We start from the raw sequence: 17,582 nt of genomic DNA on the forward strand, positions 1-17,582 counted from the left end.
GCCTCTTCAAACGAGCAGCATTTGCAGACATACAGGGATGCACGCTATCGGAGGATACGTTATGACTACGCCCCTCCGCAGTTTTCCGCGACGGATGGCGCGTGGCCGATCGGGGTTCATGGAGTCCTTCAGGGAACGGATTACGAAAATTTCCGTTTTCCGGTGACTTCTTCGTGAGCACTGGGCCGGGAAGGGTATTTTGGGGATGGTTATGGACTTTCGGCAGGACGACAACGCAATCCGGGAGACGCGCTCACGTCGTGTGTCACGTCGCAGCAGGGCTCTCGCAGGTACGCTCGCCCTGCTAGCACTGGGCGCCTGTGGCTCACTGCGCAACCCGCCCCCGACGGATCCGGACGATCTTGCGGATTACAAGGCCGCAAACGACCCCTACGAGCCCCTGAACCGCAAGATGTACAACGTCCAGATGTGGGCCTATCACAAGGTCCTGCGTCCGGTCGGCAAGGCGTGGATCTGGGCCATTCCCAGGCCCGTGCGTCACTCCATCGCGAACATCAACGAGACATGGCGCGAGCCCGCGGTCTTCTTTTCCGACGTTGGTGCAGGCAAGCCGCGCCGCGCGGGCGACGCCTTCATGCGCTTTGCGATCAACATGAGCGCAGGCGTTGGCGGTTTCTTCGACGTCGCAGGACTGGTCGGCTACAACCAGCATGAAACCGATCCGGGCCTGACGATGGGCACCTGGGGCGTGGCGAGCGGGCCCTACCTGTTCATCCCGTTCGTCGGCCCGTCCAATTTCCGCGATGGCGCAGGTTACGGCATTGGCCAGGGCCTGACGCCGATCAACTATGTGCCCCGCGGCTATGATCTGCTAACCTTCAACTGGGCTTACAACGTGGCCGGGACCATGGAGGGCTATGCCAGCTCCATCGACCAGATCGACCATGTCGAACAGGACAGTCTGGACCCGTACTCCTATATCCGGAGTGCATGGCAGCAGAACCGCCAGAGCCAGATCGACACGATCAAGAACGACGACCGCGCAACCACCCCCGACTGGTACAACTGAGGACAACGACATGTTCAACGTATTTTCGCGCCGCACTGTTCTTGGGGCCGTTGTCTCCCTCGCCGTCGCCACCGGAGCCGCCCACGCCAACCCGGCGACGGACTTCGTCAACTCTTTCGGGGGCCGTCTGGCAGGCGTGGTCAACTCCAGCGAACCGCTTGAGCAGAAGAAGAAAGAAGTTCTCCCGCTGCTCAAGGAGAATGTCGACATTGCCGGGATCGGCCGCTACTGCCTCGGCAAATACTGGCGCACCGCGACCCCGGCCCAGCGTGACAAGTACCTCTCCCTGTTTGATCAGGTTCTGGTCAACACCATCACGGACCAGATCGGCAGCTATCAGGGCGTGAGCTTCCGCGTCACATCCACGACAAGCACGCCCGAAGGCGAACGCGTCAATGCGCTGATCGACCGTCCGGGCCAGCCGGAAGTGAACATGCAGCTGATCATCGGCGGCAACCCGCCCAAAGTCATGGACATGTATGGCGAAGGTGCCAGCCTGCGCATGAACCAGCGCGGCGATTACAGCTCCTATCTCGCGCGCCACAACGGCGACGTCGACGCCCTGAACGCCGCCCTCGAACGGCAGCTCTCAGCCCACAAGTAAGAACATCAGGCAGGACCGCGCCCGACACGGGCCGGTCCTGCCGGTGCGGCTCAGTGCACGGGGCGCTGCACCGTGACATGATAACGATAGATCGTATCCCGACCTGTAAACAGGACGTCTGTCCGCCCCTCCCGTCGCCCCATGATCTCCGCGACCTGATGGGAAACGAGGTTGATACTCAGAATATCCGGAAGTGGCGCCGAGGCTGACTGGACGTTTGAAGGCAGAGCCACAATCTCGCTCGCACCCGCCTGAAGCGTGATGGTCCGGTCCATGATATGAACGCCATTGACCACGCTTTCGACAGGCTTTGAGATCTCGGCAAAGGCCTGAGACGCAAAAGCCAGGACGACAAGTCCCAGACCTCGTGTGCAGACACTCATAAATCTCACGACAAAACTCCCGCCCCAATTGTAACAAAATTTTTCGATTTGTTATGGATAGGCAGGAGCCTCTGAAAACACAACGGCCACTTTGACCGTCCGGAAAAATCGGTGCAGGTTTGTCAGTCCGCCGTGATTTCGTAGAGAAACATTGTATCGCCATCGCGGTCGAAGGTCGCCGTATGGCGCAGTCCCAGACTGCCCAGAACCGTGCGGGAGGCCAGATTGTCTTCCCTGGCCACGGCCACGATGCGCTTCTCGCCCGTATCCAGCACATAGCGCAGGGCCGCGGCCGCGGCTTCACGGGCAATGCCGCGCCCGGCAGCCCACGGAAAAATGGAAAATCTCAGGCCCAGACCACGCCCGTCAGGGCGCTCGTGAACACCGGTAATGCCGACAAAACGGCCATTTTCGCGGATCGCAAAGATCCCCACACCGCACCGCGCCCAGAAACTGACGTCTTCCGCCATTTCCTGTTCGGTCGTGATCCGGTTGCGCACACCGCCCAGCATTTTGGCAAACGCCCCGGCATTGCCCTTGAGCGCAACCATGTCTTCAAGGTCCGGCCAGTTGACCGGAGTCAGGACAAGCCGGGCGGTTCGGATTTCACGCCCCAGCACGCAGCTCTCCCCAGACCGCAGAACCCCTCAGCGGACAGGACAGTCCCGTCCGCCGAACGCAGAATGCCGGATCAGCGGGCCAGCGGGCGGTACTTGATGCGACCAGGCTCGGTCGCATCCGGCCCCAGACGACGACGCTTGTCTGCTTCGTAGTCCTGGAAGTTCCCCTCGAACCATTCGACATGGCTGTCTCCCTCGAACGCGAGGATATGCGTGGCCAGACGGTCGAGGAACCAGCGGTCGTGGGTGATGATCACGGCGCAGCCGGCGAATTCCGCCAGAGCGTCTTCGAGAGCACGCAGCGTATCAACGTCAAGATCGTTGGTCGGCTCATCGAGCAGAATGACATTGCTGTCTTTCTTGAGCATCTTGGCCAGATGGACGCGGTTGCGCTCACCACCCGACAGGATGCCCACGCGCTTCTGCTGGTCGGAACCCTTGAAGTTGAACGCGCCCACATAAGCGCGGGACGGAACCGTGCGCTTGCCAAGCTGGATGACGTCCGTCCCGCCGGAAATTTCTTCCCAGACGGTCTTGTTGTCATCGAGCGTGTTGCGGGACTGGTCCACATATCCCAGCTTCACCGTCTCGCCGATCTTGAGCGAGCCGCCATCGGGTGTGTCATCACCCGTGATCATCTTGAACAGTGTGGACTTACCAGCGCCGTTCGGCCCGATGACGCCCACGATACCGCCCGGCGGCAGCTTGAAGTTCAGGTTGTCGATCAGCAGGCGATCGCCATACCCCTTGCTGAGGTTCTCGGCTTCAATAACCGTGCCACCCAGACGCGGTCCCGGCGTAATGACGATATCCGCCGTGCCGCCTGCGCGCTCCGCATTGGCGGCCAGCATTTCCTCATACTTCGTGATACGGGCCTTGCTCTTGGCCTGACGCGCCTTGGGCGAGCTGGAAATCCACTCCTGCTCAGCCGCAAGGGCACGCTGGCGCGAGCTTTCTTCCTTCTCTTCCTGGGCCAGGCGCTTGCGCTTCTGGGTCAGCCAGGACGAGTAATTACCTTCGAACGGATAGCCACGGCCACGCTCGATTTCGAGGATCCAGTTGGTGACGTTGTCGAGGAAGTAACGGTCATGGGTGATGACCATGACAGTCCCGGCGTAGTCACGCAGCGTCTTTTCGAGCCAGCTCACACTCTCGGCGTCGAGATGGTTGGTCGGCTCATCGAGCAGCAGGATTTCAGGCTTTTCAAGCAGCAGGCGGCACAGCGCCACACGGCGCTTTTCACCACCCGAGAGGTTCGTCACCGGGCTGTCAGCGGACGGGCAGCGCAGGGCGTCGAGCGCGATTTCGAGCTTGCGATCCAGCTCCCAGCCGTCGCCAGCGTCGATCTTCTCCTGAAGATCGGCCTGCTCGGCCAGAAGGGCCGTCATTTCGTCGTCGGACATCGGCTCGGCGAACTTCATCGAGATCTCGTTGAAGCGGTCCACGGCCTTCTTCAGCTCACCGAAACCCAGAGCCACGTTCTCACCGACCGTCAGGTTTTCGTCGAGCTTGGGTTCCTGTTCGAGATAGCCGATGCGCGCGCCTTCGGCGGCCCAGGCTTCACCACCGTATTCCTTCTCGATGCCGGCCATGATCTTGAGCAGCGTGGACTTACCCGCGCCGTTCACACCCAGCACACCGATCTTCACACCCGGCAGGAAGGACAGGGTAATGCCCTTGAAGACTTCACGCCCACCCGGATAGGATTTGGTAAGGTCCTTCATGACATAGACGTACTGGTAGGCGGCCATGGGAGGTCTCCTCGATCGGTGGGTGGGCGGGGAAAAAGCGGAACGGCGTTCCGCAGCAATCAGATTGGCACACCGTGCGCCCGGAGGGACTCGAACCCCCAACCAAGCCGTTATGAGCGGCCGGCTCTAACCAATTGAGCTACAGGCGCGCGGGTGCAGTCCGCAATCGCCCAACTCGGGTCTTTTTGCAAGGGCCGACATGGTGGAATGTGTCTTTTTAAGTTAGTGTGTCACGCCTTCCCGTTCCCTAAAGGCCGTTCAGGCGACCTTTGCTGCCGTTGCGAGATGGCCTCACTGGTCCGTATTGCCCGAAGGGATGTCCGATGCCTGCACATACCGCGAAAATACCCAGCAGTACCCATCAGACATGATACAGGCCGGGCCGGTCGCACTCATCCGCAAACTGCGATGGCTCTACGCCCCCGATCCGGTCATGGCCGGGTATGCGCTCCGGACAACCTGCACCTCCCTGCTCGCGCTCGGCATCGCGTTGTGGATGGAGCTCGGCAGCCCGCAATGGGCCGCCCTGACCGTCTGGATGGTCGCGCAGGGCACGCGCGGACGCAGCCTCGCGAAGGCCAAGTGGCACCTGTTCGGCATGGTAGTCGGCGTCATCAGCGGGATCGTACTGGTCGCCTCCTTTCCGCAGGCGCCGCTGATGTTCATTCTCCTGCTGGCGGGCGGGATTGGTGCGTTCTGCATGATCGGCACCTTCATGCCCGGTCCGGCATCCATGACGAACTACCGCATCCACGGCATGCGGGCCTCAGGCTTTACCTACGCCATCGTCTCGCTGGACGGCATCGCGGACCCGCACCATATTTTCTCCATCGCAATGGCGCGCGCCACCTATATTCTGCTGGGAATCGTGCTCGAAGCCTCGATTTCCGGACTGTTCCAGCTTGGCCTGACCAAGCGGACACGCCAACAGCTCGCCAGCACCTTCGAAAACACGCTCAAACCCGCCCTGACCGCCATCGCGGACATCCTGGTCGGCAAGGACGGAGCGATGCAGAACGTGCAGGGCATCTTCACCCAGATCACGACGCTCGGCGATCAGGTGGAGTTTGCGGAAGTCGAGCTTGGCCGCCGCGACCATGCCGGAGACCATGCCCGCGCGGCACTGGCAGACATTGCGGTCCTCCTCGCCCGCGCCCTCGATCTCGCAACCCTCATGCGCCTGCCGCTCAGTCAGGACGACATGTTCCATCAGGAAGCCGAGGCCATCCGGGACGTGTTTCTCAAACTCCCCGCCCGACTGGAAGGGACGGAGAATATGAGCGCCATTCTGGCCGACCTGCTGGCGCTGCGCCGTCAGTGCCGCCAGAAAGTGGTCCTCGATTTCAGCACTGCCCAGCCGAACGGCGCTGCGCGCGAGGCCGTCCTGCGCCACGGGATGCTCCAGCAGGCCCTCGTTGAACTGATCGACGCGCTTCGCATGGCGCTGGGCCAGTTCGAAGCCAGCCGCCATCCCGAAGCCCACGACCATTTCCATGCGCCGATCCGCTCCTACCGCGACTGGCAGCAGGCCGTCACAAACAGCCTGCGCTCTTCCGTCACGGTCTTCGGGGCGGGTCTCATCTGGATCTGCACCGCCTGGCCCAGCGGGCTGACCTTCATCATGTTCGTCTGCATCGTCTGCAGCCTGTTCTCCACGCTGGAGCGCCCCGCGCTGGCCACGCAGGCGTTCCTGCGCGGCGCGTGTTGTGCGGTCGTCGCGGCGGGTATTCTGAATCTGGCCCTGATGGGCAAATCCACGACGTTCGAAATGCTGGGCATGTGGTCGGGCCTTGCGATGATGATCGGCGGTCTGGCCTTCGCTTACCCGCCCCTGACCCTTCCGGCCGTGTCGTATAATCTTTTCCTGCCCATCCTGATCGGCCCGTCCAATCAGGCCAAAACCGACGAAATCGTCTATTTCAACACGGCCCTGCCCCTCGTTCTGGGGCTGCTCTACGCCTCATGGATGTACCGCGTCTTCCTGCCCTACGACCCGGCCCGCCAGCGCTGGACCATGCGCGAACACATTCTGCGCGACCTGCATCGCATCGCGGACGGCAGCGCCCGGGAGACGGTGGACAGCGTGGTCTCGCGCAATGTGGACCGCTTCGTCCGGCTCATGACCAATTCCGGATCCACCCCCTCGCCCGTTATCCAGGCCTATCTGACGGGAATCCTGTCAGGCATGCGCGTCATGCTCAACCTGCTGCGTCTTCAGGCCATCCGTCGCGATAAACGGCTCAGCCGGAGCGCCGCAAAGGCGCTCGCCCTCGTCATGGGGCGCATGAGCCATTTCAGCGGCCGCTATCACGGCCATTACGGCCGCACCCTGCGGGCAACGAAACTCGCGATCCTGAATCTGCGGACCTGCGAACGCACCGAATCCCGCCCCCGCGAGCGTTTCATCCTGATCGCTGCCCTGACCAGTCTGGACGTCATCGCCACGGAGCTGGACACGAACCGCGTTTTCTTCGATGCAAACAGCCCGTATCTCGACCCCTCCGTCCACTCCGAAGAACTGGAATCGACCGGCTGAACGCTGGCTGCCCCCTGACTGAATCCGGGCTGACACAATCCTCACGAACCGATCACGAAGAAATGTTCTGAAACACACTTCCCTTTTCCGGGAAACGGAGGAATTGTTCGTTTTCAGCCGCGGGATACCGCGGACGACAGGTTTAAGACCTACTGGGTTTCAGAACTAAGGATACCGTGATGTTTCGTCGTATCGTGCCCGTCCTCGGCCTCGCCCTCGGGCTCGGTCTGGCTTCCCAGGCCGCCATGGCACAGGAACAGTCCCCCCCGCCCCCGCCAGCCGTTCAGGGCACGCCAAGCAAGGACTTCACGGGCGTTTCGCCCGCCAATCTCGCCGGCATCATGAACTACTGCGTCGAGCAGCAGTACGTCTCCTATGACGAAGGCAACCCGGTTCTTTACGGGCTGAGCGAGAAGTACAAGGCAACCGAACAGACGGTCGGCAATTTCGACTACGCGCTCGGCACCGCCGGTTACTTCGACAGCAACGGCAAGCGCTTCTACCTCGTGGCCTACACGAACGAAGACGACCGCCGCGCCGCCTGTCACGCAGCCGTCAAGGCCGCACAGCCGATGCTCTGAGCCCTGCCCGCAGGACCCGGACTTTCGCAAAAACTCCCCTGCCCCACGGCACGGGGAGTTTTTTTTATGCCCACTTCCCACCGCCAGGCCGGACTTCGCCCCTTTCCGCTCTGGGCAGGGACCACAGGCGCCGGTAATATCCCCGCCTCTCCAAACAGTTCAGGACATGAACATCATGGACGTTTCCAAGATCTCGCCCGGCAAGGACCTGCCCAACGACATCAACGTCGTCATCGAAATCCCGCAGGGATCGCAGGTGAAGTACGAAGTGGACAAGGACAGCGGCGCCCTCGTCGTTGACCGTTTCCTCTTCACGCCGATGGCCTATCCGGCTGCCTACGGCTTCATTCCGGGCACGCTGGCCGCCGATGGCGATCCGGCTGACGCCCTTGTCCTGACGCCGTCCGCCGTCGTGCCGGGTGCCGTGATCCGTGCGCGCCCGATCGGCATGCTGAAGATGGAAGACGAAAGCGGCCAGGACGAGAAGATCATCTGCGTCCCGCACGACAAGGTGCATCCGCAGTTCTCCAACGTCCACTCCGTGGACGATCTGCCGGAAATCACGAAGAAGGCGATCACGCATTTCTTCGAGCGCTACAAGGATCTGGAACCCAACAAGTGGGTCAAGGTCACGGGCTGGGCTGACAAGGCCGCAGCCGGCGAAGTCATCATGGCTTCGGTCGCCGCCGCCAAGTAAAACTCCGGCTCCGGTCGAAGGAATGCCCTATGGAGCCTCCGACCGGCACCCCGATGCATATGCTTTCAAAACCCCCTGCCTTCCGCCTGAAGGCAGGGGGTTTTTGTTCGATATCACATATATTTGTGAGAAATCATGATACATGTAACATTATATTATGATCTTTACCGGTAAATATATGTTACCTCTGAGACGCTAACCTGCTTTTCCAAGGAATCAGCGGCTTGTCTCGAGTCCATCTCCACGCAGCTTTCTGCCTGGCCACCTTTCTTCCGTCCTGCGTCATGGCCCAGAGTGTTGGGACCCAGAACGCCACAGGGACCTCCTCAACGTCCAGCACGGGATCCGCATCTTCACATCGGGTACGCCCGACCTTCCCGACCTTTAATCCGGCCGGAAAAGTCACCCAGATGAAGGTCACGGCCCCATCGCAGCCCATCCCACCGGTCATCTGGCCCTCCGAAAACTCGGAACTCCCCAGCGAGCGCGTCAATACGCCCCTGAACCAGATCTATTTCGGCAATGAATGGGTTCCGCCCCTTCCCCGGCCGGAAGCCCTTCTGGTCGACCCGTTCGGCTGGAATACCTGGCTGCGCGACCGTGGCATTGCGTTAACGATGGACACCACCAACGAGTTTTCCGGCGCCATCACCAGCCCGACGCCGGGCTATGGTCTGAAACAGGGCAGCAGCAATGCAGGCCAGTACAGCCTAGAGAACGATATCGACTGGGAAAAGCTCGCCAATGTCCGCGGCTTCTCGACCCATGCGCTCGTCGTGGGCCGGTACGGCATCCCCGCCAGCCGCATGTTCGGCGACAACCTCAACCCAAGCTCCGAAATCTACGGCGCAGGCGGTAACGTGGTCGTCCATCTCGTCTACGCCTATGCCGAAGAGACCATCGCCAAGGGACGTGTGGACCTTGCGGGCGGCCGGATTCCGTTCCTGAACGATTTCTCGTCCAACCCGCTGTACTGCACCTTCCAGAACAACGCGTTCTGCGGAAACCCGAAAGCCTCATCCGACAATACGACCCATTCGTCCTACCCTGATGCAAGCTGGGCCTTCCGCGTCCGCACGCGTCCGACCATCAGCACCTACATCCAGACGGGCGTGTATTTCGCGCAGGCCGGGATCTACGGCAACACCCAGTTCCGCACGGGCTTCAAGTTCAACGGAGCAGACATCCACGGCGAGGCAATCCCCGTTGAAGCCGGCTGGGAGCCGCTGTTCGGCAAGGACAAGCTTCCCGGCCACTACAAGGTCGGCTACGCCATCGACAACGCACCCCACAAGGACAACTACTACGACGTAAACGGGCAGCCTTATGCCATCAGCGGCCTGCCCGCCCGGACCGTGAACTATTCATGGTCGGCCTGGGTTCTGGCTGACCAGATGGTCCTGCGCCATCACGTCAAGGGCAATGCCGATGCCGGCCTGATCCTGCTGGGCGGCATGTACGCCAACAGTCCGCGCACCCAGCTCCGTGGCCAGCAGTATTTCGCGGGCCTGATTGATACCGGATTCTGGGCCGCACGCCCGCTGGATACGATCGGTATCAACTTCTCCTACGTCCGCGTGGCCAAGAACGCGACCGCGACGGAACGGCTTCAGGCCCTGTACGGCATGCCGCTCATGGCAGGCTCCCTGACGCCCCAGACATTCGGTGAGGTTCTGGAAGCCACATACCGCATCCATGTAATGCGCGGCGTCACCTTCGCGCCTGACTTCCAGTATTACTTCCGTCCGGGCGCACAGAAAGCCCTCAAGGACGCCGCAATGCTTGGCTTCAAGAGCCACATCCAGTTCTTCTGAACAACACTTCGTCCGGGAAGCACGACCTCACAGGCGGCTTCCCGGACGAACCGCCTGTCCGCGCGGCGTTTTTCCAGACCATCCCGAGCTTCGAACAGTGTTCGAAAACGCAGCAGAAACTCTCCGCCCGCAACGCGGAAGAGACTGGCCGATCACTTCAATATGTTGGATTTTTTCTGGAGCGGGCGATGGGATTCGAACCCACGACCCCAACCTTGGCAAGGTTGTGCTCTACCCCTGAGCTACGCCCGCACTCCGTGGAGGGGCTTATGGCCGAAACAGACAAACCGCGCAAGAGAGAAGATGTCCTCCCGAGGCCACGTCGCGGCAGGATGCAGAAACGAAAAAAGGCACCCGAAGGTGCCTTTTTTTCACTGGAGCGGGTGATGGGATTCGAACCCACGACCCCAACCTTGGCAAGGTTGTGCTCTACCCCTGAGCTACACCCGCACTCCGTGGAGGGGCTTATGGCCGAATCAGACAAAGCGCGCAAGAGGGATTTTTCGATTCTGATGCAATATCCGCTTCCCCGCCCCCTCCGACAGGGTGTGGACTTGCACCAGGGGCAGACACATCCGATCTTTCAGGGAACTTGTCTTCCCAGCGAACGGTCCCCGCCCCCATGAGCAGCACATTCGACGAACACCTGATCGGCCAGTCTCCCAACATAGCCCCGGCAGGGACAGCCCCGACAGGCACAACCGCCACCATTATCGACGCAAATCAGTCCAGCTTCATGGCAGAAGTCGTGGAAGCCAGCCGCACGATTCCGGTTCTGGTCGATTTCTGGGCCCCCTGGTGCGGCCCATGCAGACAACTAACGCCCGTTCTGGAGAAAATCGTCCGCGCAGCCGGAGGGCGCGTCAAACTCGTCAAGGTGGACGTGGAAGCCAACAAGGCCCTGGCAGCACAGCTCGAACAGCTCGGCCTACCGCTCCAGTCCATTCCCGTCGTCGTGGCCTTCTGGAAAGGGCAGGTGCTGGATCTTTTTCAGGGCGCCCAGCCGGAAAGCGAAATCCGCCGTTTCGTGGAGTCCCTGCTCAAACTGGCCGGAGACGTCATGCCCGCCACGGAAATTCTGGCAGCCGCCCGTCAGGCGCTCTCAGACGGACACGCGGATCAGGCAGCCGGTTTGTTCTCGCAGCTTCTGGAAGCAGAGCCGGAAAGCCCGGAAGGCTGGGGCGGCATGATCCGCGCGCTCCTCGCCCTGAACGAGCCGGAAGCCGCCGAAGATGCCTCCTCGCAGGTCCCGGCCAAACTGGACACCCATCCGGAAATCACCGGTGCCCGCGCCGCGCTGGCGCTTCATGTGGAAGGCGCCAAAGCAGCCTCGGAACTCGATGCGCTGCGCCAGCAGAGCGCAGCGGCACCCGATGATTTCGATCTGCGCCTGAGACTGGCCGCCGCTCTCAATGGCGCCGGTCAGCGGGCACAAGCCGCCGATACGCTCCTGGACATTCTCCGCGCCGACCGGAACTGGAACGAGGGTGCGGCAAAAACAGAGCTTCTGCGCTTTTTCGAGGCGTGGGGACATACAGATCCTGATACGCTGGCGGCAAGACGCAAACTCTCTTCCCTCCTGTTTTCGTGAGCCGATGACCGACACGCCCGATCTCCCGCCCGGCAACGCACCGGAAGAGCTTCCTGAGGACTTCCCCCGGCGCGCTCCTCCCCTGACAGAGCTGACGCTTGCGGATATTCCGCCCCGCGTCGGCCTGTTTCCGCTGTCAGGGGCGCTTCTGCTGCCCGGCGGCCATCTGCCGCTGCTGGTCTTCGAAGCGCCTTATGTGGCGCTGCTGGAAGATGCGCTGGCCGGACGCCGGATGATCGGCGTGATCCAGCCCCTCATGGACCCTGATACGGACGAGCACCCCCTGCTCTACCGGACCGGAACGCTGGGCCGCATCACGGAATTTGCCGAACATACGGATGGCACCTTCACCGTCACCCTTCTCGGCATTTCCCGCTTCCGCCTGATCCGCGAAACCCCGACAGAACGCGGATGGCGCGAAGGCATCATCGACGCGACCCCGTTTGCCGCGGATCTGGTCGAGGAAGACCCGATGCCGATCAATCGCGAACTGCTGCTGGAAGGCCTGAAAACCTATCTCGATTCCCGCGACCTTCAGGCAAGCTGGCCGCTGATCGAGGATATGGACGATGAGACGCTACTGGTTGTCCTGCCGATGCTCGTGCCTTTCACACCAGTGGAAAAGCAGTCCCTGCTGGAAGCCATGACGCTGGATGAGCGTGCCGGGCTCTTGCTGGATCTGCTGGAGAGGGGCATGGAATAACCATGACGACTGAACTTGATCCCCGCCTCCTTTCCCTGCTGGTCTGCCCCCTCACCAAGGGACCGCTGACCTATGACCGCGAGACACAGGAGCTCATCAGCCCCCGCGCCAAACTCGCCTTCCCGATCCGGGACGGGATTCCGGTCATGCTGGCTGACGAAGCCCGTCCGATCGAGGCCTGATTTCTCCAGACCTGCCTTCCGGGCCTGACCTCAGGACCTGATCGTCAGACTTTTTCCCTGATGCCGTTGTGGGACGCCATTTTCGGAGCAGCGGGCTGCGTTCCCCGCTGCAAGGGGCGGGAATGGGCTTTGCGGACCTTGAAATTCCGCACCACGCGCGTCAGCTCCCCGGCATCGCCCACCAGTTTCTGGCTGGCGCTGCTGGTCTGATGGACAATCGCGGCGTTGCTCTTGGTCACGCCCTCCAGCTGCGTCGTGCTGGCGTTGATATCCATGATGCGCTGGGCCTGTGCCTCGGCGCCCGAGGCGATCTGCCCTACCGCCGTTCCCAGACGTTCGACCGACGTACTGATGTTGCCAAGGGCCGTACCGGTCTCGTCGACCATCTGCACGCCGCGCTGCACATCCTGCATGCTGCTGGCGATCAGGGACTTGATCTCCTTGGCCGCCGTGGCGGAACGCTGCGCCAGAGCCCGGATTTCCTGTGCGACGACGGCAAAACCACGCCCCGCATCCCCCGCATGCGCGGCTTCCACACCGGCATTGAGCGCCAGAAGATTGGTCTGGAACGCGATTTCGTCGATGACGCCGATGATCTGGACGATCCGGTTGGAGGACGAAGAAATCTTGGCCATCGCCTCGACGGTCTTGCCGACGATTTCACGGCCCTGTTCGGTTTCCTGACAGCAGTCCGCTACAGTCGTATCGGCCTGACGGGCCTCATCGGCCACGGCCTTCACCGAAGACGTCAGTTCAGCGATATTGCGGGCCACGGCCGCCAGCGCATCGACCTGTTCGGCGATGCGGCCGGTGATGTCTTCCGTGGAACCGCTGATTTCGCGGGCTCTCTGTTCCACGGCGCCCGAAGTTTCGCGAACGGCATGGACGATCCGCCCAAGTCCTTCACAGGCACGATGAAACGCACCGCCCATGCGACTTGAGCCGTTTTCCAGAGACGGGTCGATCTGCTGGACCAGATCGCCACCTGCCATGCGATCCAGCGCATCGGCCAGCGCATCCGACAAAGCGGCGAGGCTCTGGATCCGCTCGTTTTCCGCACGTGAGCGTTCCTGTACGTCCAGATTCTGGGTGTAGGTTTCCAGCCCGAGCTCCATATCCAGCAGGCCACACCGGATCAGAAGCCCGATCTGAGCAGCCGCTTCCTCGGCGGACGTGCCCTGAGCCGGGCGACGCAGGAGACGGTCCAGAAAGCTGCGGCGTGGCTCGGGCCAGTGCTGACGGAGCAGCTCTGTCACCATGCCTTCGATCAGCAGGGCATAACCGCCGACATACCACTGGGGCTTGAGGCCGATCCGGGCATGCGTATTGCCGATCGCACGGGTACTCGCGACGTAATCGGCACCGAACTCGCCTTCAAGAATCTGCTTCCAGTGCTTTTCCTGCTGGCTGCGCGCGCCATTGCGGTGCTGTTCGCTGGAAAAGAACTTGTTCAGGGCCGGGGTCTTGAGGATCCGACCATAGAAATGGTCCAGCGCAGCCCCCAGAACGCTCAGGGCCTGCGGGCGGATTCTGGCCAGATGGGCTTTCTCAGCCGCGCCGATGCCAAGAAAAAGCAGTCGTTCGGCAATGTCTGCCTTGACCTGCTCAGTCATAGTCGGAGTCTCCAGAGCGTGGATTTGGCGCATGTTCAAGCCAAAGCCCCTAACACGCCAAGTGTTACGCAATCATGAAGAAGCCCCGACGGATTTCCCGTCAGTTGGGCGTATTGTTTTTCCCGTAAGAAACTTCGGTATCAGGCGTTGCGGGGTGTGGCGCGATATCGACGCTGCCATTCTGACCGCCGAAGGACATGCTACCGGAGGATGGGCCGCTGCCGGTGTCCCGTGAGGGCGACGCTGGACTTTCCGCACCCGGCGGCATGGGCATGACCGGGGCATCATCAGCGTAAGACACGCCGCTTCCCTGACGGTGACGGGCGCTGGCATGGGAATGCGATCCGTGACCGGGGCCTGCACCCGGCGGCGGAAGGGGGGCCATGTCCGGGGACGGCCCGCTGAGCATGGAGCCGCAGCCTGTCATGGCAAGAAACGACAGCAGGAAGAGGGAAGAAACGAAACGCATGGCAGGTAACGTAGCACTTTTCAGCGGTTGACGCATCCCTTTGCGGGATGGGACACAGCGCGTTCCCGCCGCGACCAGCGGCCTGTCCAGCAAGGATGCACTCTACCATGTTCGAAGGCCGGATTACGACCCCCGCTACACGGCGGCGCGCCTGGTGGGACAGTCTGTTCGTGGACCATTCCATCTTCCGGCTCGGCTGGACAAATCTCGCCCCCGTCGTGCCGGGCAAGGTGTGGCGCTGCAACCACCCCACGCCCTCGCGGCTGCGGAGCCTGAAGCGGCGGCTGCATCTGAAAACGCTCGTAAACCTGCGCGGACATCGCAAATGCGGCTCCGATGCGCTGTCCCGCGGGGCAAGTGCGAAGCTGGGACTGGTGCATCTGGACATGGCATTCGAAAGCCGGGGCGCCCCGCACCGTGACCGCATCCTGCGGTTTTACGACATGTACCAGACGCTGGCTTTTCCCATGCTCATGCACTGCAAATCCGGCGCGGACCGCGCGGGTCTGGCATCCGGACTGGTGCTGATGTTCGAAGGCGGCTCGGCTCAGGACGCTCTGGGGCAACTGCACTGGCGGTTCGGGCATTTCAACCGTTCCCGCACCGGCATTCTGGATGCGTTTTTCCTACGCTACCAGAAGGAAGCCGAGGGACGTCTGCCGTTCATGGACTGGGTACGGAACGAGTATGACGAAGACCGGCTCCGCGCCGATTTCAAGGCCGGAAAGCTGGCCTCCTTCGTCAATGACAGCATCCTCCGCCGGGAGTAACGCTCCGGGAGTGAGGTGCTGGCCGGTCAGTCCGTTTTCGGGTCTGCCGCGCCGAGGGAGCGGATCAGGTCCAGCATCCGCTTGCGGACCGCGGGGTCCGGGATGCGGTAATAGGACCGGACCAGATCAACCGTCTCGCGGCGGCTGAACAGGGCCGCCTCGTCCACCGGCAGATCGAACAGACGCGGCGACGCAGCGCTTCGGGACGGAAGAGCGCCAAATGCGGCCTGTGTTTCGGCGAACCCCGTAACGGGCCCCTTGAAAGGCTTGGGCTGGCCAAAAACCGGGGTGAACGGCCGACCGGTCTCGGGAAAAGGCCGCGACGCAAACTCCCGCGACTCCTGAGCCTCCCGCATATCATCGAAAAAGAAGCCGACCGGGACGTCCAGAATCTGCGCCAGATCGTAAAGACGGCTGGCGCCAACGCGATTGGCGCCACGTTCGTACTTCTGGATCTGCTGGAAGGTCAGGCCCAGCGCCTCGCCAAGCTTTTCCTGCGACAACCCCATGAGGGTACGGCGCAGCCTGATACGGTTGCCGACATGGACGTCTACAGGCCCGGCCGCAGCGGAGCTGCGGGTTTCGGAGCGAGCACGATCCGAGGAAGAGGACTGTTTTTCTGGCACACCATGATGGTTAATAAAACTACAACAGCTTGTCAATGTTAACCTTTTTGTGTCCTATCTGTGTCGGCTCCGAACCGCAGGAAACAGGGCCAGAATCATACACAGGATCGCCAGCGCCAGTGGTGTGGCGCGCCCGAAACGGGAGAAAAATGTCGGGGGAAGCGGCGACGGAATATCGCTGACCAGAACATCGGCCAGCCCCCAGCCCAGACGGGCGGTTTCGTGCCCGGTCGCGTCATAGATGGCGGAAATTCCTGTATTGTTGGCAAAGACAACCGGCAGCCCCTCCTCCACGGCGCGCATCCGCCCGGTGGCGAGATGCTGGCGCGGACCGGCGCTGTTGCCGTACCAGGCATCATTCGAAATCGTGACCAGCCAGTCCGGACGATCGTTGCGGGCCGTGACGGAGCCGGAGAAAATGATCTCGTAACAGACCATCGGCCCCACGCGGCCCAGACCCGGCAGATCCCATGTCTTCAGACCCGGTCCCGGCGTCAGGACACCGGGCAGCACGTTGAACGGCAGGATCCAGGGCTGGTATTCGCCGAACGGCACCAGACGGCTCTTGTCATAGATGCCCGCAATACTGCCATCGGGAGCAACCGCGATCAGACTGTTGAACCAGTCCTTGCCGGACTGCCGGTCCGAGCCAACCAGAGACGGCGCACCGTCTGCGGCCCGGGCGATCATCTGCCGGGCGAGCGTGTCTTCGTCCAGAAGGCCGGGAAAGCCGGATTCCGGCCAGATCACCACGGGCGATCGGCCACCCTGCGCATAGGCTTTCTGCACGCCCCGTGCCGTCAGACTCAGATAGCGGCGAAAATTTCCGACCGCATCCGCATGGCTGATGACTTCAGCTTCCGGCACGTTGCCCTGCACCAGAACGGCACGGGGATTGGTGATGCTCAGAGGCGTTGCAGAGGACAGACGCCACGCGCCCGCACCGATCCAGAGCACGCAGACTGCCAGCACCGCCAGCGCCGCGCGCCTGCCGCGAAACACCGCAAGCGAACCAAGCACGAGGGCCAGAGACAGCCCGTCCACACCCAGAACGGCTGCGGGCTGGATCAGAACGTCTCCGGCAAGACCCGGCAGTTCAAGATCGCTCCCCAGCGGATTCCACGGAAACCCCGAGAACATGAAGACGCGCCCCATGTCCATGACGGTCCAGCTTCCCGCGAACATCAGCACCCGCCGCCAGCCTGACGGCACCACGCGGCACAGCACGGCCGGAACGCAGATGAACGGGGCGATCAGCAGCGACACGCCGGGAGACGCAAACGGCACGACCCACCAGAATTCGTGAACGCGCGTCAGGATCGCATTTGTCAGCCAGTAGAGCCCGACTGTGTGAAAACCCATCCCGAACAGAAAGCCGCACCATGCCGCCTGCTTCCACGACCGCGCATCTTCCGACACGCGATACAGGACCATCAGTCCCACGGGCAGCAGAAACAGGAAATGGACCGGAGGCAGGGACAGGGCTGCCAGCGCTCCAGCAAGCAGCATCAGTCCGGCGAGCCGCCAGCCACGGACAGGGAGCGTCGAAATCATGAGAAAACCGTCCGGCTGACGAAGGGGCTGAAACAGAAAACAGCCGACTTTCTGCAAT

Annotated in this window: 17 protein-coding genes and 3 tRNA genes; 10 read left to right on the top strand and 10 right to left on the bottom strand. The window is 61.9% G+C overall.

Translation table 11 applies throughout. From position 1 onward, the window contains the following. Window positions 1-211: 211 nt before the first annotated feature. Together HK22_RS10180 and HK22_RS10185 are read left to right on the top strand one after the other, a co-directional pair. Window positions 212-1,030, top strand: a complete 819-nt coding sequence (locus HK22_RS10180; protein ID WP_062030023.1) for a VacJ family lipoprotein — start codon at window positions 212-214, stop codon at window positions 1,028-1,030. 10 nt (window positions 1,031-1,040) lie between these two features. After that, window positions 1,041-1,634, top strand: coding sequence for a phospholipid-binding protein MlaC (locus HK22_RS10185; protein WP_062108023.1), 594 nt, complete (start codon window positions 1,041-1,043; stop codon window positions 1,632-1,634). Between the two features lie 50 nt (window positions 1,635-1,684). Here the strand turns inward: HK22_RS10185 and HK22_RS10190 are convergent, their stop codons facing one another. From HK22_RS10190 to HK22_RS10205, 4 genes are all read right to left on the bottom strand, one after another. After that, a complete protein-coding gene (locus HK22_RS10190; protein ID WP_086649187.1) occupies window positions 1,685-2,017 on the bottom strand; it encodes a pilus assembly protein N-terminal domain-containing protein in 333 nt (110 codons plus the stop codon). Between the two features lie 122 nt (window positions 2,018-2,139). Next, window positions 2,140-2,637 (bottom strand): GNAT family N-acetyltransferase, encoded by a 498-nt coding sequence (locus tag HK22_RS10195; RefSeq protein WP_062108019.1) that lies wholly within the window; start codon window positions 2,635-2,637, stop codon window positions 2,140-2,142. 71 nt (window positions 2,638-2,708) lie between these two features. After that, window positions 2,709-4,388: an energy-dependent translational throttle protein EttA gene (gene ettA, locus HK22_RS10200; RefSeq protein ID WP_062030016.1), complete on the bottom strand. Its 1,680-nt coding sequence runs from the start codon at window positions 4,386-4,388 to the stop codon at window positions 2,709-2,711. A gap of 75 nt (window positions 4,389-4,463) precedes the next feature. Further along, window positions 4,464-4,537: transfer RNA gene (locus HK22_RS10205), tRNA-Ile, on the bottom strand. 167 nt (window positions 4,538-4,704) lie between these two features. On the opposite strand from HK22_RS10205, the gene HK22_RS10210 reads away from it, so the two are divergent. From HK22_RS10210 to HK22_RS10225, 4 genes are all read left to right on the top strand, one after another. Beyond that, complete coding sequence (locus HK22_RS10210) at window positions 4,705-6,924, top strand: FUSC family protein (RefSeq protein ID WP_233142564.1); 2,220 nt, start codon at window positions 4,705-4,707, stop codon at window positions 6,922-6,924. A gap of 179 nt (window positions 6,925-7,103) precedes the next feature. Then, on the top strand, window positions 7,104-7,505 hold the full coding sequence (gene adhS, locus HK22_RS10215) for an alcohol dehydrogenase subunit III (protein WP_062030014.1): 402 nt from the start codon (window positions 7,104-7,106) through the stop codon (window positions 7,503-7,505). A gap of 175 nt (window positions 7,506-7,680) precedes the next feature. Further along, window positions 7,681-8,202 (top strand): inorganic diphosphatase, encoded by a 522-nt coding sequence (gene ppa / locus HK22_RS10220; protein ID WP_062108125.1) that lies wholly within the window; start codon window positions 7,681-7,683, stop codon window positions 8,200-8,202. 410 nt (window positions 8,203-8,612) lie between these two features. Then, window positions 8,613-10,016 carry a carbohydrate porin gene (locus HK22_RS10225; protein WP_233142566.1) on the top strand — a complete coding sequence of 468 codons (1,404 nt, stop codon included), beginning with the start codon at window positions 8,613-8,615 and terminating at the stop codon, window positions 10,014-10,016. Window positions 10,017-10,193: 177 nt separating this feature from the next. On the opposite strand, the gene HK22_RS10230 is transcribed toward HK22_RS10225, so the two are convergent. Together HK22_RS10230 and HK22_RS10235 are read right to left on the bottom strand one after the other, a co-directional pair. Further along, a tRNA-Gly gene (locus tag HK22_RS10230) sits at window positions 10,194-10,268 on the bottom strand. A gap of 123 nt (window positions 10,269-10,391) precedes the next feature. Then, window positions 10,392-10,466, bottom strand: a tRNA-Gly gene (locus HK22_RS10235). A gap of 172 nt (window positions 10,467-10,638) precedes the next feature. Here HK22_RS10235 and HK22_RS10240 point away from each other — a divergent pair. From HK22_RS10240 to HK22_RS10250, 3 genes are read left to right on the top strand one after another with little or no spacing between them, the layout of a single operon-like run. Then, complete coding sequence (locus tag HK22_RS10240; RefSeq protein ID WP_086649189.1) at window positions 10,639-11,607, top strand: co-chaperone YbbN; 969 nt, start codon at window positions 10,639-10,641, stop codon at window positions 11,605-11,607. Window positions 11,608-11,611: 4 nt separating this feature from the next. Next, window positions 11,612-12,310, top strand: coding sequence for an LON peptidase substrate-binding domain-containing protein (locus HK22_RS10245; RefSeq protein ID WP_062107458.1), 699 nt, complete (start codon window positions 11,612-11,614; stop codon window positions 12,308-12,310). Between the two features lie 2 nt (window positions 12,311-12,312). Then, window positions 12,313-12,492 carry a Trm112 family protein gene (locus HK22_RS10250; RefSeq protein WP_249208348.1) on the top strand — a complete coding sequence of 60 codons (180 nt, stop codon included), beginning with the start codon at window positions 12,313-12,315 and terminating at the stop codon, window positions 12,490-12,492. A gap of 44 nt (window positions 12,493-12,536) precedes the next feature. Here HK22_RS10250 and HK22_RS10255 read toward each other — a convergent pair whose 3' ends face one another. After that, on the bottom strand, window positions 12,537-14,105 hold the full coding sequence (locus HK22_RS10255) for a globin-coupled sensor protein (RefSeq protein WP_086649190.1): 1,569 nt from the start codon (window positions 14,103-14,105) through the stop codon (window positions 12,537-12,539). Between the two features lie 100 nt (window positions 14,106-14,205). Beyond that, window positions 14,206-14,574: a hypothetical protein gene (locus HK22_RS10260; RefSeq protein ID WP_062030003.1), complete on the bottom strand. Its 369-nt coding sequence runs from the start codon at window positions 14,572-14,574 to the stop codon at window positions 14,206-14,208. Between the two features lie 107 nt (window positions 14,575-14,681). Here HK22_RS10260 and HK22_RS10265 point away from each other — a divergent pair, with 107 nt between their 5' ends. After that, the gene (locus HK22_RS10265) at window positions 14,682-15,344 is read left to right on the top strand and encodes a tyrosine-protein phosphatase (protein WP_062030001.1); all 663 of its coding nucleotides are present in this window, start codon (window positions 14,682-14,684) and stop codon (window positions 15,342-15,344) included. A 26-nt stretch (window positions 15,345-15,370) separates the two neighbouring features. Here the strand turns inward: HK22_RS10265 and HK22_RS10270 are convergent, their stop codons facing one another. Together HK22_RS10270 and lnt are read right to left on the bottom strand one after the other, a co-directional pair. Beyond that, complete coding sequence (locus HK22_RS10270; RefSeq protein WP_369827260.1) at window positions 15,371-15,853, bottom strand: helix-turn-helix domain-containing protein; 483 nt, start codon at window positions 15,851-15,853, stop codon at window positions 15,371-15,373. A 171-nt stretch (window positions 15,854-16,024) separates the two neighbouring features. Beyond that, window positions 16,025-17,524, bottom strand: coding sequence for an apolipoprotein N-acyltransferase (lnt, locus tag HK22_RS10275; protein ID WP_086649337.1), 1,500 nt, complete (start codon window positions 17,522-17,524; stop codon window positions 16,025-16,027). Window positions 17,525-17,582: the final 58 nt, after the last annotated feature.

Source organism: Gluconobacter sp. DsW_056 (assembly GCF_002153595.1).
In the GTDB taxonomy this organism is placed as follows: Bacteria; Pseudomonadota; Alphaproteobacteria; order Acetobacterales; family Acetobacteraceae; genus Gluconobacter; species Gluconobacter albidus.

Bases quoted from the DNA above. Each gene is read 5' to 3' on its own strand.
- HK22_RS10265 (WP_062030001.1), top strand. From the start codon at position 14,682: ATGTTCGAAGGCCGGATTACGACCCCCGCTACACGGCGGCGCGCCTGG.
- HK22_RS10225 (WP_233142566.1), top strand. From the start codon at position 8,613: ATGAAGGTCACGGCCCCATCGCAGCCCATCCCACCGGTCATCTGGCCC.
- HK22_RS10180 (WP_062030023.1), top strand. From the start codon at position 212: ATGGACTTTCGGCAGGACGACAACGCAATCCGGGAGACGCGCTCACGT.
- HK22_RS10270 (WP_369827260.1), bottom strand. From the start codon at position 15,853: ATGGGGTTGTCGCAGGAAAAGCTTGGCGAGGCGCTGGGCCTGACCTTC.
- lnt (WP_086649337.1), bottom strand. From the start codon at position 17,524: ATGATTTCGACGCTCCCTGTCCGTGGCTGGCGGCTCGCCGGACTGATG.
- ettA (WP_062030016.1), bottom strand. From the start codon at position 4,388: ATGGCCGCCTACCAGTACGTCTATGTCATGAAGGACCTTACCAAATCC.
- HK22_RS10260 (WP_062030003.1), bottom strand. From the start codon at position 14,574: ATGCGTTTCGTTTCTTCCCTCTTCCTGCTGTCGTTTCTTGCCATGACA.
- HK22_RS10250 (WP_249208348.1), top strand. From the start codon at position 12,313: ATGACGACTGAACTTGATCCCCGCCTCCTTTCCCTGCTGGTCTGCCCC.
- HK22_RS10240 (WP_086649189.1), top strand. From the start codon at position 10,639: ATGAGCAGCACATTCGACGAACACCTGATCGGCCAGTCTCCCAACATA.
- HK22_RS10190 (WP_086649187.1), bottom strand. From the start codon at position 2,017: ATGAGTGTCTGCACACGAGGTCTGGGACTTGTCGTCCTGGCTTTTGCG.
- HK22_RS10185 (WP_062108023.1), top strand. From the start codon at position 1,041: ATGTTCAACGTATTTTCGCGCCGCACTGTTCTTGGGGCCGTTGTCTCC.
- HK22_RS10255 (WP_086649190.1), bottom strand. From the start codon at position 14,105: ATGACTGAGCAGGTCAAGGCAGACATTGCCGAACGACTGCTTTTTCTT.
- adhS (WP_062030014.1), top strand. From the start codon at position 7,104: ATGTTTCGTCGTATCGTGCCCGTCCTCGGCCTCGCCCTCGGGCTCGGT.
- ppa (WP_062108125.1), top strand. From the start codon at position 7,681: ATGGACGTTTCCAAGATCTCGCCCGGCAAGGACCTGCCCAACGACATC.
- HK22_RS10210 (WP_233142564.1), top strand. From the start codon at position 4,705: ATGTCCGATGCCTGCACATACCGCGAAAATACCCAGCAGTACCCATCA.
- HK22_RS10245 (WP_062107458.1), top strand. From the start codon at position 11,612: ATGACCGACACGCCCGATCTCCCGCCCGGCAACGCACCGGAAGAGCTT.